Origin of the sequence: uncultured Gimesia sp., assembly GCF_963972345.1 — a bacterium.
Lineage (GTDB): Bacteria > Planctomycetota > Planctomycetia > Planctomycetales > Planctomycetaceae > Gimesia.
The window spans coordinates 1-14,177 of the sequence record NZ_CAXAVM010000029.1; the positions used below are offsets into that span (position 1 = coordinate 1).

The following is a 14,177-nucleotide window of genomic DNA, read 5'->3' on the forward strand; positions in this document are numbered from 1 at the left end:
CTACGACACACCCTGTCGGGCAGAGGGAACCGAATCTCTGGGGAATTTACGACATGCATGGCAATACCTATGAATGGTGTCAGGACTGGTATGAAGTCTATTCGGCTGATCCTGTTACCGATCCCAAAGGGCCCCGTACAGGAGATCATCGCACCATCCGGGGAGGTGGATTCAGTAATGCTCCTGAATATTTGCAATCAGCAAGGCGTTCTTCAGTCAGTCCTGAGTTCAGCAGACATTCCTATGGTTTTCGCGTTGTACGTGATATTGCTTCGCCTTAGATGAGACAGCAAAAATGGACCGCTTTGAGTCAGGTTCTTAATATCTGTATCATCCCAGAGTATTATCGCTCCGCGTTCAATGTGCATACCGTCGTACCGTGAAACCCCAATAGAGGGTGGAGACGACCAGAAACAGGGCGCTGATGATACAGACGCCGGACCAGCCGTAATGCGTCCAGCTCCAGACGCTGCCCGCGGCACCCAGTGATCCGCCGGCGAAGTAGGTGACGATGTAGATCGTTCCCAGGCGATTGCGTTCTTCCGGGGCCAGGCTGTAAATTCGCGACTGATTGCCCACATGAACCGCCTGGATGCCGAGGTCCATCACGACGACGCCGATTCCCAGCCCGATCAGGGTTTCTCCCCAGAGATAAAAGATGCCGAATGAGGAGAGGGTGAAGAGTTGAAACAGACCGATAATTGGGCGGGCGCCGAACCGGTCTGCCAGGCGTCCAATCAGCCCGGCGGTGATGGCGCCGCCGATGGCCAGCAGTCCCAGCATGCCGGCAATGTCGCTGCCGTAATTCAACGGGGGGCGTTCGAGGCGAAAGGCGAGCGTCATCCAGAAGGCACAGAACGCGGCCATACTCATGCTGCCGAACAGACACGATTCCCGCAGCACCGGTTCCGAGCGGAAGATTTTCCACATCGAGGTCAGCAACCGAAAGTATCCCATGCGGATCTGTGGCTGTGTACCAGGCAGAAAACGCCAGAGCAAAGCGAACAGGCAGACGAGCATGCCCGCGGCGAGGAAATAAATGGACTGCCAGTCGATCAGCTTTCCCAGGAACCCGCTGATGGTGCGGCAGAGCAGCAGACCCGTTAAAAGTCCACCCACCACAGTGCCGACGACCTGACCGCGTTGTTCCGGGCTGGCCAGACTGGCGGCGAGGGAAATTGTCATGTGCGTGCCTGTAGTTGCCAGTCCCAGAGCGAGGCAGGCGATCGAAAGCGAAACGACGCCGTGAGCCGTGCCGACCTGCAGCAGTGCGCAGATCGAGAGAAAGACCGAAATCAGGATCAGGGGACGGCGGTTGAAGATATCGCCCAGAGGCAGAATCAGCAGCATGCCCACGGACTGGCCGATCAGACTCAAAGTAGCGGCGCTGCCGACTTCCCCTTCGGTCAGTCCCAGGTCAATGGCGATCAACCCCAGCAGAGGCTGCATGTAGTACATGTTGCCGACCACCATGCCGACCGTGGTCGCCAGAAGCAGCGTCATGCTATTACTTAAGCGTTCGGCGGGAAGAGCGGAAGGTTCCTCGCCATCAGTCTCGGCAGGCGGGTTCTCCTGTGGAGTTGTTTTTGTCATCACACGTCGTATCTATCTGAAAAGCGGTCTTTCAGCAGGGCGCTTAATTAAGTGAAGAATCTGATCCGGAACCGGGGGGCGTCTCGAATGAAGGACACCTGCGCCTGTTCCAGGTTCAGTGTCAGCCGGCGGAAGCAGATGTTTACGAAATCAACTTCCGAGCCTGTATTGGCGTCAGTGAAGATTGTTTCAGATCAGACGGTTTCGTGCCAGTCTGGGCTGGTGGATGATTCGTCTGGTCGGCTGAAATTTTGTAATCAGGACCAGTGATAAAAAGAAGAGTGTCTGTGGCCTGCAACGTCCGGTATGATGGTCCACTATATTTCGAAACTCAGTGCTACCTTTAGACTGGATAAGTCATTCCTTAAACCAAAGGAATTCTTATATTGAGTTGCTGTCACATCTTCATCATAGTCCGGAAACGGAGGCAAAGCCGTTTTTTTTGGTATGCTGAATCCGCTGCCCATTTGAAGATCACATCCGCCGTGTGCCGCTCGTTGGTCAGGGCCGCTGCCGCCCGAGCGATCATCGTTGAAAACGAAACGCTGAATGTCTGCTACCAGCCAGCCGATCAGGACGCCGATTACACCATCGGCCTTGTGAAGAATGGTGACTGGACGCTGATCATCGGAAATGCCGTCGTTCTGCTGTTTTTTTAGCTCTACGGACGTTTGCTGGATCATTCCAAACACGGTCGTTTGTAAATATCTCCCCAAACGCATCTTGACACTCCGGCCCCGAATCGCCAAAGTCATGTCATCGAAAATGCGTTCCAAAATACAGGTTCCCGTAAAAGGGCAGAGGGATGAAGTCGGCTGAACTGTATGCTGCGAAACGAACCACTCCGGCGGAAGCAGTCGCTGCGATTGCCGAGGGAGAAACGGTTTCCGCCGGGATGGCCATCGGTCAGCCCCCCGCATTACTCGCTGCTTTAGGGCAGCGGCTGCGTACCGATGATCTGTCGTCGATCCGCTTTTACTATAAAATCGGCATGCAGCCCATCAGCGAGGCACTCCTGGTGAAAGGCGTCCGTGAAAAAATTGATCCGCACTGTTTCTTTCTCAGCAGCACCGAACACCAGATCATAAAAGATCAGACGCAGTCCGGGCACAAGGTCATGAGTTTTGTTCCCGTCCATTTCAGCGATCTCCCCCGGCTGTTTCGGGAAGTCATCGACCTCGACACCTTTCTGGTGACCGTCAGCCCCATGGACCGGGGCGGCTATTTCTCGTTGGGAACCAATAACGATTTCGCATCCACGGCTGCCCGGCACTGTAAGCGGCTGATTGTCGAGGTCAACGAAAACATGCCCCGCGTGTTTGGTCAGTCGCAGATTCACATCAGCGAAGTGACTTCCATTGTAGAGAACACAGTCCCGCTCATCGAAGCCGGCGTCGCGGAAACCTCTGAAGCAGGGCGCGCGATCGGCGCGCTGATTTCCCCGCTGGTCCCCAATGGCGCTACCATCCAGCTGGGCATCGGCCGTGTTCCCTCTGGCGTCGCTGAGGCGCTGAGCAACCACGAGGACCTGGGCATCCATACCGAACTTTTCTCTCCCAGCATGGCCGATCTGATCCGCAAAGGAGTCATCAACGGGAGCAAAAAGACATTGCATCCGTTCAAGCATGTCTTCACCGTCGCCTTCGGCACCGAAGATTCGTATGCCTTCATGAACGACAATGCCGCCTTTGAGAGTTACCCTTCCTCTTACGTGAATGATATTCGCGTCATCTCGCAGCACGACAACTTCATCTCAATCAACACAGCCATCGAGGTGGACCTGTACGGGCAGGTGAATGCCGAATTCATCGGCGAGCACGAATACAGCGGGTCCGGTGGACAATATGATTTTGTCAAAGGAGCCTCGCTCTCGAAGGGGGGCAAATCGATCATCGCGTTGCAGTCCACGGCTCGTCAGAGGACGCTCTCTACGATTGTTCCCCGCGTCGCCATGGTCACCGACCCGCGGATGGATGTCGAATACATCTGCACCGAGCAGGGAATCGTCAATCTCCGCGGGAAGTCAACCAAGGAACGGGCCGAGGCTCTGATCAGCATTGCCCATCCTGATTTTCGCGATGAACTGACGGCAGCCGCCAAACGTGTGACTCTGATTTAAGGGATACCATGTCATATATCTCCACCGACTGCGACGGGCGTGTTGGCACGATCGCCTTTAACAATTATCAGAAGCGGAATGCGCTGAGTGCCGGCCTGATTGATGAAGTCCTCTCGGCTCTGAACAACATGCAGCAGGATGGGACCCGCATTGTGGTCCTGCGGGCCGCGACTTTTGAAAAGGTCTGGTCTGCTGGACATGACGTGGACGAACTGCCGCAGGCAGACACCGATCCACTGCCGTATAACGACCCGCTCGAAAAGCTGCTGCGAGCGGTAAGAAGTTTTCCCTCCCCCATCATCGCCATGGTGCACGGCTCAGTCTGGGGCGGTGCCTGTGATCTGATCGTCAACTGCGACCTGGTTCTGGCGGATGAAACCTGCGCCTTCGCAATCACCCCAGCCAAGCTGGGGCTGCCTTTCAATGCGTCCGGATTCCAGAGTTTCCTCTCCCGGCTGCCGCTCAATATCGTAAAAGAAATGTTCTTCACGGCTGATCTGCTCAGTGCGGAACGGGCTGAACAGGCCGGGCTGGTCAATCAGTTGATCCCACAAGCGGAACTGGAAAGCCGTACGTACGAACTGGCACGCACCATCGCCTCCCGTTCGGCGGCTTCCATCGCGATCGCCAAGACGACCCTCAATCTGCTCAGTCAAGCTACGCCTCTCAATGCTTCTCAGTTTGAATACATTCATGGTCTGCGGCGGCAGGTCTATTACGGCCCAGACTATCATGAGGGCATCCGGGCTTTTTTAGAGAAGCGGACGCCGGAATTCCACGTTCATCCAAATCTGCAAGATCTTACCTGACTACGGAGACCAGCTTAGAGGCAGCCATCAGATTTCCCAGCGAACTAAGTCGGATGCCCTGCATCATCCGGAAGTCAGGTTGGCGGCATCATTTCCTGCAGCAGCATGAGGTGTGAAACTTTTCGGCAGGAAACTGAAATACACCTGACATTTTTCATTAGCCTTAAGGGTTTCGTCTGCCTGAATTCTGATTCTGGACGATGGTTCAGGTGTCTGTTAAAATACTGCTGCGTTTCGGTTTGAACTCTGTGTCGGGAGTCAGATAAATAATGAGTGATGGTTTTAATCCGTATCACAAGTGGTTAGGAATTCCCGTCGAGAAGTGTCCGCCGACCTATTACGATTTGTTACAGATCGCAGTCGACGAACGGGATCGGGATGTAATCCTGATGGCAGTCGAGCGTCAGAAAACGCATCTGCAACAGTTCCGGGTAGGCAAACAGGCCAAACAGGCGGATCGACTCATCTATGAACTGGATGAGGCCGAGTTGACTCTGCTGAACCGAGAGATGCGCGAAGAATATGATCAGCGCGTTTTGCCTGCTTTGAATCGGAGAAACAGAAACCGATCAGTGACCAGCCCCGGCTTTAATGGGAATCAGGCATCGGTAGGAGAAGGCTCGGGACTGTTACGACGATATAGCGGCATTGTTTCAATTCTGGCAGTCAGTTTCTCGATCATGGCGGCATCGGTGTATCTGAGCCCCTGGAAAAAAGTGGATTTACAAGAACCACGCCCCCTCGAAGCGGGAGGAAAGAAACCGGGGCTGCCACTGGTTGCGAAAGCTGCTGGAGACAGAGAAGCGAAGCTCGAAAAAATGCCCGATAGCACGTCGCGTCCTGCATTGCTTATCAGTCCCTTTACACAACAGGAAGCCGCGGGACGTCAGCAGGAATGGGCTGGTTATCTGAAGCAGGATCTGCTGGAAGAGAGCAGTCTCGGATTCAGGCTGGTTTTGATTCCCCCCGGGGAATTCAAGATGGGAAATACAGAAACGGAAGTGAATCAGGTATTGCAGGTTTTTGCCAGAAATAACATAACGGTATCTGATGCTCACCAGGAAAGAATCAACAGCGGTATGCCTCAGCATGAAGTGCAGATCAGTAAACCATTCAGGATGAGTCAGCAGGAAGTCACGCAATCACAGTTTCGTGAATTTATTGAATCAACAGGCTATCAGACTGATGCGCAGAAGGATGGCAAAGGGGGTTACGCTTTCATTAACGGCAAACTGGTTCAGGCTCCTGATGTGAACTGGCAAACCGATTATCGATTGCAGCAGCCTGATGTCGCCCCGGTGGTAAATGTTTCTTTTAACGATGCGAGTGCCTTTTGCGACTGGCTTTCAGAAAAAGAGGGCAAAAAGTACCGCTTGCCCACGGAGGCCGAGTGGGAATATGCATGTCGCGCCGGGACCACGACAATGTTCAGTTTTGGTGATGCTCTGACCGATGCGGATTCCGAGGCCGTTAAGGAATTTGCCTGGTTTACACTGAATACGATCGATGAGGGAAAGTATTATCCGCAACCAGTGATGACCAGAAAGCCCAATCCGTTTGGTCTATTTGATATGCATGGCAACGTCTATGAATGGTGTCAGGACTTGTATGATAAAGAATATTACAGCAGCCTGGCCGGTAAAAAAACGGTTGATCCCTCCGGAACTGTTGAGTCTGGCTCATCACATCTCATTCGAGGAGGATGCTGGTCCCGCGGGGCGATGGATATACGTTCTGGCTATCGCGACTGGTTGTTTAATTCCAGTCGTAATCTGAATGTCGGTTTTCGCGTTGTAAGTGAAGTGAATTGAGCTGATATTAATCAGTGAATTAAAAATCATCAATTAAAATTCTGCTAAGTACTAAAGGTCTTCACCAAAACCCTCATTCATGATCGCCAACTCTACTTTGACACGGTGTATCAGGTGCAGGATCATGACGAGCGTAATCAGCATGCTCAGTACCAGTACGATAGCCAGAGGGCTCGCGTCAGGTGAGCCTTCCATCGCGAGGGTGAGTAAGAAGGTGACAGCCATGATGGCGACGTAGGCCAGCCGGCGATTTTCCGCTCGCCTGGCCAGGTCCGGTCGTTCTTTTGAGAGTGCAAATTCGCAAATCCCGCCGAGTAGTTGCCAGATCATGGCACAGCTCGTCACCTGCCTCACAAAATTAAAGAGTATCGCAAAACTACCGTCAATGGCGAAATGAATCAGCCAGAGCACGGCGAGGATCAGACACAGCGTTTGCGCCGTCAGGAAGCGAGGCGACAACGATGCGAGGCCATAACAGCCTGCTGCCATAATAAGATAGCCGACACCATCGGGCAGCAGGTCAAAGCCATTGAACGAAAAGTCGAGAATGACAATGAGCAGGCCCCAGAATATTTGTCTTAAACGATTTGCCATGGTCTGGACCTCAATTCGTATAAGGCACGGTCCCTGTTTTCGGGTCAACCTGGTAGCCGAATTTAGCAATGTACTTGTTTCCGGGTAGAAACTGATCACCCTGGGCGGCCAGTTTTTTGTTGAGCAGGGCATCAAGTTCGGCCTGGACCGTGGCGGCTGTTGGTTCGTTGCAGAGGTTTCGCTGCTGAAAGGGATCGGCGTGGTTGTCGTACAGCAGCCAGGGACCTTTGAGATCGCGGACGTAGGTGTATCGCGTGGTTCGCAGGCCCCGGTATTCCTTTCCGCCTCGACTCCGCTGCCATTCACCGAAGGGAGAGGGGCAGGTGATGACGGTTGCGCCGTCCGAGGGACTTTCGCCGCCGCGCAGATAACCGCTGAAGTCCAGGCCTTCAACGCTGGCGGGAATTTTGACTTCGCACAGACCCAGCAGCGTGGGCATCAGATCTTCGGAGTTGATGGGGGGATCAACCGTGCGGCCTTGAGCGTGCTCTGCTCCATTCAAACGGAACAGCATCGGCACCCGCAGCGATTCATCCCAGGGTTTCTGTTTGCGGATCTGTCCGTGGGAATGCAGCATGTCGCCGTGATCGGAGGTGAAGACGACGATCGTGTTGTGATCGACGCCGGTCTCTTTCAACGTTGCCAGCAGATCGCCGACGCAGTCATCCAGTGCACTGCAGTGGGCGTAGTAACCGGCGAGTTCTTTTTTCGCGGCTGCCTGCTGGTCTTTCGGTACATTGGGACGCAGCCGGATGTTCTGAGGCTCATACATGCTCTGGTATTCCGGGGGAGCCGTGTGATAGGGATTGTGTGGCGAACCGTATGACATAACCAGCAGGAATGGCTGACCCGCTTTCGACTGGGTTCTGATAAACTGCCGGGCGACGCGCGTCTGGGCGAAGGCATCGTAGCCTTCCCAGGTCTTTCGCTCGGGCGAGTCGGCATAGTAGAAGGAATTGTTGTAGTTGTGCGTGCATTCCAGGGCCCGCCAGAATTCAAATCCCTGTCGACGTTCCCGCGGCGTGAACGCGGTACGCCCCCGACCATCGAGGTGCCACTTCCCGATGAACCCAGTTTCATAGCCGGCTTGATCCATGACCTCGGCAATCGTGACGGATTTGGCCGGCAGCTGCACATCGTTCAGAAACACACCGTGCGTCAACGGTCGTTGCCCGGTCATCAGCGAACCCCGAAAGGGACAGCAGACGGGACAGCCGGAAACCGCGTTCTTAAAGTTAACGCTGCTTCGTGCCAGTTCATCGATGTTTGGCGTTTTGACCTGCTCATTTCCCGCATAGCCGATCGACTGCGCCCGCCACTGGTCGGTGAGGATGAATAAAATATTCGGCTGTTGCTTTTCCGCCTGAACCCGGGCCGGAGTCATCACAAAGCAGAGTAACAATAAAACAGAAATACGAATCAGCATGGCGAGCGTCCTGATTAAATCCGTCGCACCCGCGATGCAGGCTCGACTGGTCTCTTGAATGATCAATGCGAAATCTCAATTATCCGGTAGAGACTGTACTGCTTGCAACGGCAACGGCATAAACCGATTTAGAACGAGGCATTCGGATGTGTCTCTTATGACCCCCTCGCAGACAAAAGAATTCGAGAAAACAAAGACTTCCGCTACGCCCGAAGGTTTACAGTGGGTGAAAAAAAGAGCGAGGAACAGAAGTGACGGGTGATTGTTTCCAAAGCCCGCAAAACAATCAATGTGAGGCCAGGTGAATGGAATGCAGCGACCGGCTGGACTCACTATTAATGCGAGATCATCAAAGGGTCTCCGCAGAATAGAGATTATGCCTCAGTCGTTATACAGAACCCGCTGGAATACCCTGGCGACCTGAAGACCAGTTATTCCACAGAAGAAAATCGCGAGGTTTAAGTTTCCCATTCTATTTCAAAACGTGTGGGTCAAGCCAGACGGCATTGGCTCCGTAAGCTTGACCCGGTGATTCGGTTCGAATTTCCAGTTTGTTTATATTCCTGACAGAAACATTACAGAAAACCACTTCCCCTCGAACGCGGATGAGCGGTGATTTCCAGAGTACCCTGTCATCTCCGAACACAGTAAATGTGACTGAACGGCGAACTTCAGATGTATGATCCATGAGGGCCACGCCGGTCACAAAGGTTTTATATTGACCATCTAACTGAAAACGCACGCGTGCAAAACCATTATTGGGTGGATGTAATCCCAGTCCATTGGGAAACTCAATCTGATTGACGGTAAACATCCCCTGACTATTTCCACTCTCTCCATTTTTTCCGAAAGGCCACGGACCGGGAAGCACATCCTGTTCTTCCATGTGATTCAGATACCGGAGGGGCATCTCGTTTAACTTCTCATTAATCACCGTTCGACCTGCGCCGATTGAGTGAGGCCACGCCTGGCTATACAGGTCATAAGCGTGCATTTCCAGTTCCTGCTTCCTCAGACCTTTCTCTTGATCAGCCAGCTGATACCAGCCATTGGCCACCATCAGCAGCGCACCTGCATCCTGGGAATTCGCGATTTCCTGCTTTGCCAGGGTTCGATATTCCGCATCATCTCCCCTGGCGAGCCAGAACAGTCCCTCTTTCCAGTTATTCAATTTTAAGGCGACAAACTTTCCATAGAGAGACGCTGCGTTCGCGTCGTTCGGATTCTCTTGCAGATTTTTATGGAATTTTTCCACGCTGCGATATTCGCGCGCCAGGATCGTACTGTTTTGTTTTAAAGTGTTCGCCAGTGTGAAGGCGTGATTGTTACCCGAAGACTTCCCGATTTTGACGGCGAGCGCGGCGACCTTCACTGCGGCCGTATAATCGCCGGCATTGATCGCAGCCTGACTGGCGTCGATCGCGTCAAACGCGACTTCTTTCAAGGTGCCTTTGGAAGGAGCCGATTTGGCTTCCTGTAACAGCTGCTTGTATTTCTCATCGAAATCGATGTTCTCGGCAGGGGGAAACGCCTGCAAATCCTGAGTCCCGCCTGGAAGGAGCAAGACAAACAGGAGAACAAAAAATGCGTAAATAAGAAACTGACTTCTAAGCGGCAACATGACTCAATCCAATCGCGTGTTTTTTTGAACGCCTGCGTAAATAGACAGAAATACAGTTCCTATCCTAAGTGAACCCTTCCGCTATTCCAAGTATTCTCTCAACGGTTTCCGCCGGAATTTCCCATTTGAGTTGCCATTTCTAGCTGGTATCATAGTGCGAATGCTCGAACCACAGGTCACATCGCTGCCTGATGCGAAGTCTCTGGAGAATCCTATGTACGGTTACCGAATGATCCCGGAAAAGTGAGTACAACAACATGTTGTTTATCATGACATTTTCAATTTTGTTAGTGGGACTCTACTATATGACGCTCGTGCTGTCGTACCGCATGGGAGTCTTCGGGATGGTCTTATCGCACATCCTGATCGGGATCTACTTTCTATTTGGCTGGGGTGTTGAGACATTCATTTATGGCAACTATGAACCCATACATGTAGTAGGCATTCTAATCAATGCTTTCATTGCCAACCTCTTACTTATTCCCTTTGCTGTGTTCGCAATCTGGACGGGTAGAAATTATCGGGGTGCTAATAAGGGGTCAGGACTCTTATTTATTGAGTCCTGACCCCTTATTAGCTTTCAACTGATGCCGATGCGATGAAAAAAGGGGCCATGGAGTCATTGCCTGCCATTTACAGCGATCCCGAAAAAACCAGGCTCACAGCAGACGTCTCAAAGGCGGGCGAGCAAGGGACAGAAATCAACTTTGATTTGAAAGCGAAATAACTTGACCAGGCTGCGATCGTATTTCATCAATCAATGATCCAGGCGAAAGGGAACGTGTTCGGCGCGAATCAAATCGGGTTCGCCCCACACTGCGAGGTTATGTAACGGGTTGGATTCAGGATGGGGAATCGTCTGCAAGCCAAGTGTGACGATGTCGGTTTCAGGCAGGGAAACATCGATCACTTCAGGTTTGTCGGCTGGCGTCAGGAATTTCGTTTTCGCCGTTACGACACCATTGACGATGATCGCAAATGCGACTTTCCCCGAGGCGCCGGCGGTCGGATGCAAACCGACTCGACAGGTGAGGCGATCAAATACGCTCCCCGGGCCGATTTTATAATTCAGCGTGTAAGGCGTCCCCATTCCGATACCGTGCGAGATGGTGGTTTCGGTTTCCGGTTCACTGGCGAAGGCGAGGGGATGTAATTTGCGTCCGGCATCCAAAGACTGATTAATCAGAAAAGGAGTCACATAATACGGATGAGAAATCATCTGCATTTTGGTATCCGGTTCCCAGGCGGTAAGAGGCTGGGTTTTCAGCGCTTCCACTTCCTCGATGGCAAAACGCTTTTCCTGCAGACAAAACAGGTTATATAAAATGTCGGCCACATGTTTCGCGTTATACAGGGCTGCGGTTTGCCGATGCAGATCTGCCTGGTCAGCGTTTCCGGCGATCTCTGCCTGAACGAGCGGAATAATCAAGGCAGCCGCATGCGCCCGCAGCAATCGCTGATGTTGATAAATACGGGCCGCTGCCTCGGGAATGGTGGTCCCCAGCAATTGAGGACGATATGGTTCTTCAGGGAGGGTGTATTTGCCAATATCGGCGATCCCCCCATAGCCGAACAGATAGTTTTTGTTGGCCAGGCCAGCCGTCGGAGGCAATAAACGGCGTAACGTCGCTTCGTTAATCGGACTGCTGTGCGCACAAGGGCAACCGGGATCTTCGTTCCAATGGCACAAGACGCCCAGGAATTTCATCGCTTCATCGGTTTCGTTGCGGGCGAGATGGTCGAGGGTCTGCTGGATGTACCACTGCATGTCCGGCAGACTCGCTTCAATACTCCCCACATCATGCAGGCTCAATCGCGCCGGTGGCAAACAGTATTTATCCAGGTGAGGTGATTTTCCACCAGCGTGAGCATCCTGCAGAGAGGTGTAATCGGATTGCAGGTGTTGCCAGTCTTCCGGGCGTAACAACTTTTTTTGCCACGCAGGTAATTGTGACACTGCCCAGGTTCGGATCAGTTTATGTCCCCGTCCCCAACCCCAGCTTTTCTGCAGCGAAACGTCAGTCAGCAAAAGGGGGAAGACCAACAGTAAACTTATAACGCCGCGATATCTATTCTGACGCACAGACGAATTAGTGAGAAAGTGAAACATGCATCGACTCCCGGGCTTTACTGCCAATCGCTGTGAAAAACAGACGTTGCTGGAGGGCTGGACGGCTCCCTTCGTTCGCGCCTCGCAGCAGCTTTTATTTTCAAACAGAGATTGACAGTCAGTAAAGATCAAAATGAAGCTGGTCTCGATTGAGGTGAATCTGTATAAAAACGGTACATCGTCGCGTCAGGGGATCTCAAAATCAGCAATGAGTGGACCAGTCCCCGCTTCCATCTGGATCGTGAGGCCTGAGGTTTGTGGGTCGGCGAATTTCTCGGGAACCCGTTCACTCACAATTGCTACATGATAATTCCCCGCCTTGATCGAATCCATGCTATAACTTCCATTCGCGTCGATTTCAGCGACTATTACTACCGCATCGCTGCTGTGAAGTTCGACTCTTCCGGCGGTCACCGGTTGGCCACTGCGAACCACCGTGCCACCAATCACACCGCTCAAAGCGGGTTCGCTGGAAAAGCATCCCCCGTTGAGCAAACAGAGTAGTAACAGCCCGGTCTGCGGCCAGCGAAACGATCTCCCGATCGGTTGCGGGTTGCGGTTTGTATGTAAGAATTGATACTTCATGTTTTAAACTGTGTCCTGATAATATTGTGACGACTCCAGAACGACTAAACCGATTGAGAGACGCTGAAGTAAAATGTAATGCACTCTAGAAATCACCCAGAACCTGGCCATCGCCGATTGATGCCAGATTCTGCTGAGTAGGAAGGTGAATGTTTTCGCTCAGAAATCGCACAGAGCCATCACCCATCACAGCCTGACAGCCTCCGGTGTGATAGCTGCCAGGTGTACTTCGTCCTGGCCCCTCATTGTGAGTTGTGCACGCCGACTGATTGATACGAAATGATCTGGGTAACAGAAACGTGTATCGCGTGAACTGGCTCCAGTAAGGTCCAAATTCAGGACTGATCCAACTCGCGGCGGCCGCGTTCGAACATTGAAAACTGTTCCATTTTTTCATCCGCGATTCCATCATCAGAATCGTATTGCTGGTTCCATCAGTGATGTCTCGAATGCGTGCTGCCCCGTTGTTTCCGAACGAACATTTTGTTACGCCCGCGGTTTCGCCATACGTATTCTGGCTTTCTGTCTGGGTATGACTGATAAAGCCATAACTGGTCCGCTGATTATTCTGACAGTTGTAATGCCTGGAAGTGCTGGTGTTCGTCCGTGTGAATGTAAATGACCCATAACCGGATCCGCCGTTAGAACCGAAGTCACTGGGGCAGCGAAAATTCGGCACATGTTGATCGGTGATCACTTTGCCGGAGGCGTCGGTTTGCACGCCACCGCCTCCAATGGCTGCTGTATCGGCGGTACCGGTCGCCCGACTGAAATTGATGCTGTTGTATAATGCCGTCTGTTCCACGTAGGGGAGCAGCATCAAATGCCCGGTATGGTTGCGGATTTGATCAGCCGGAATCCAGGCAGAAAAACTGCCTGTCCCCGGATTAATGTTACCCGGCGGAAAAATCCCATGGGTACTGTGATAGTTATTTAACGCCAGGCCGAGTTGCTTCAGATTATTTTTGCAGGCAGACCGTCGTGCCGCTTCGCGCGCCTGCTGAACGGCCGGCAGCAGCAACGCAATCAGAATGGCAATGATGGCGATGACTACCAGTAGTTCAATTAAAGTAAACCCGGAGGACCTTGTCGGCTTGTCGCGTGGAGAGATCATTTCGCTAGAGCTTTCTGTTATTTGTGGGTTGCAGGTGTGAGTAGCAGGTACTTGAGGCAGGTGGCCGCTGCAGTCGCAGAGCTCATTGTTGAGGAGTGAGTTTACGCGTACGACATTAAGATAGAATTAGCAAACCGCAAACTTTGTGAAATAGACGGGGGGCCATCCGCGACAGCAAAAATGGACGGGGCATATCGTGTGAATGGACACAGAACAAACGGCGGTGAGGGTGGGCGCAGAGAGGATTTTCCTCTTCTACCAGACCTCAGACATGAACACTTGCACGCTGGATTGAACTACCCTGCATTCTTCATGTGTTCTTCTCAAATACTTCATAATTGCATGTTAAAAATTGATTAATTCATTTACCCGTCTCGCGCACGGCGGCGGTGATT

The 14,177-nt window shown here is 52.4% G+C and carries 12 protein-coding genes; 4 read left to right on the forward strand and 8 right to left on the reverse strand.

The genetic code is table 11. The features are described from left to right. Positions 1 to 281: formylglycine-generating enzyme family protein (locus tag AACZ40_RS07185; RefSeq protein ID WP_339673749.1), on the forward strand; the 281-nt coding region annotated here is incomplete at its 5' end. 76 nt (positions 282 to 357) lie between these two features. Here AACZ40_RS07185 and AACZ40_RS07190 read toward each other — a convergent pair. Beyond that, positions 358 to 1,593 (reverse strand): MFS transporter, encoded by a 1,236-nt coding sequence (locus AACZ40_RS07190; protein ID WP_291172248.1) that lies wholly within the window; start codon positions 1,591 to 1,593, stop codon positions 358 to 360. A gap of 317 nt (positions 1,594 to 1,910) precedes the next feature. Further along, a complete protein-coding gene (locus AACZ40_RS07195; RefSeq protein WP_291172251.1) occupies positions 1,911 to 2,369 on the reverse strand; it encodes a hypothetical protein in 459 nt (152 codons plus the stop codon). A gap of 29 nt (positions 2,370 to 2,398) precedes the next feature. Between AACZ40_RS07195 and AACZ40_RS07200 the strand changes: the two genes are divergently transcribed. From AACZ40_RS07200 to AACZ40_RS07210, 3 genes are all read left to right on the forward strand, one after another. Then, positions 2,399 to 3,712, forward strand: a complete 1,314-nt coding sequence (locus AACZ40_RS07200; RefSeq protein ID WP_291172253.1) for an acetyl-CoA hydrolase/transferase C-terminal domain-containing protein — start codon at positions 2,399 to 2,401, stop codon at positions 3,710 to 3,712. A gap of 8 nt (positions 3,713 to 3,720) precedes the next feature. Further along, positions 3,721 to 4,521, forward strand: a complete 801-nt coding sequence (scpB, locus tag AACZ40_RS07205; RefSeq protein WP_339673757.1) for a methylmalonyl-CoA decarboxylase — start codon at positions 3,721 to 3,723, stop codon at positions 4,519 to 4,521. Between the two features lie 269 nt (positions 4,522 to 4,790). Further along, positions 4,791 to 6,332 carry a formylglycine-generating enzyme family protein gene (locus AACZ40_RS07210; RefSeq protein WP_291172258.1) on the forward strand — a complete coding sequence of 514 codons (1,542 nt, stop codon included), beginning with the start codon at positions 4,791 to 4,793 and terminating at the stop codon, positions 6,330 to 6,332. A 51-nt stretch (positions 6,333 to 6,383) separates the two neighbouring features. Here the strand turns inward: AACZ40_RS07210 and AACZ40_RS07215 are convergent, their stop codons facing one another. The 6 genes from AACZ40_RS07215 to AACZ40_RS07240 form a co-directional block, all read right to left on the reverse strand. Further along, positions 6,384 to 6,926: a hypothetical protein gene (locus AACZ40_RS07215; protein ID WP_291172260.1), complete on the reverse strand. Its 543-nt coding sequence runs from the start codon at positions 6,924 to 6,926 to the stop codon at positions 6,384 to 6,386. Positions 6,927 to 6,936: 10 nt separating this feature from the next. Further along, positions 6,937 to 8,352: a sulfatase gene (locus AACZ40_RS07220; protein WP_291172262.1), complete on the reverse strand. Its 1,416-nt coding sequence runs from the start codon at positions 8,350 to 8,352 to the stop codon at positions 6,937 to 6,939. A 472-nt stretch (positions 8,353 to 8,824) separates the two neighbouring features. Then, positions 8,825 to 9,889, reverse strand: coding sequence for an NPCBM/NEW2 domain-containing protein (locus AACZ40_RS07225; protein WP_291172264.1), 1,065 nt, complete (start codon positions 9,887 to 9,889; stop codon positions 8,825 to 8,827). An 841-nt stretch (positions 9,890 to 10,730) separates the two neighbouring features. Next, positions 10,731 to 11,930: an NPCBM/NEW2 domain-containing protein gene (locus AACZ40_RS07230; protein ID WP_291172266.1), complete on the reverse strand. Its 1,200-nt coding sequence runs from the start codon at positions 11,928 to 11,930 to the stop codon at positions 10,731 to 10,733. Between the two features lie 339 nt (positions 11,931 to 12,269). Continuing rightward, the gene (locus AACZ40_RS07235; RefSeq protein WP_291172269.1) at positions 12,270 to 12,668 is read right to left on the reverse strand and encodes a hypothetical protein; all 399 of its coding nucleotides are present in this window, start codon (positions 12,666 to 12,668) and stop codon (positions 12,270 to 12,272) included. An 85-nt stretch (positions 12,669 to 12,753) separates the two neighbouring features. Then, entirely contained in the window at positions 12,754 to 13,782 is a 1,029-nt protein-coding gene (locus AACZ40_RS07240) for a DUF1559 domain-containing protein (RefSeq protein ID WP_291172272.1), read from the reverse strand. Positions 13,783 to 14,177 lie beyond the last annotated feature (395 nt).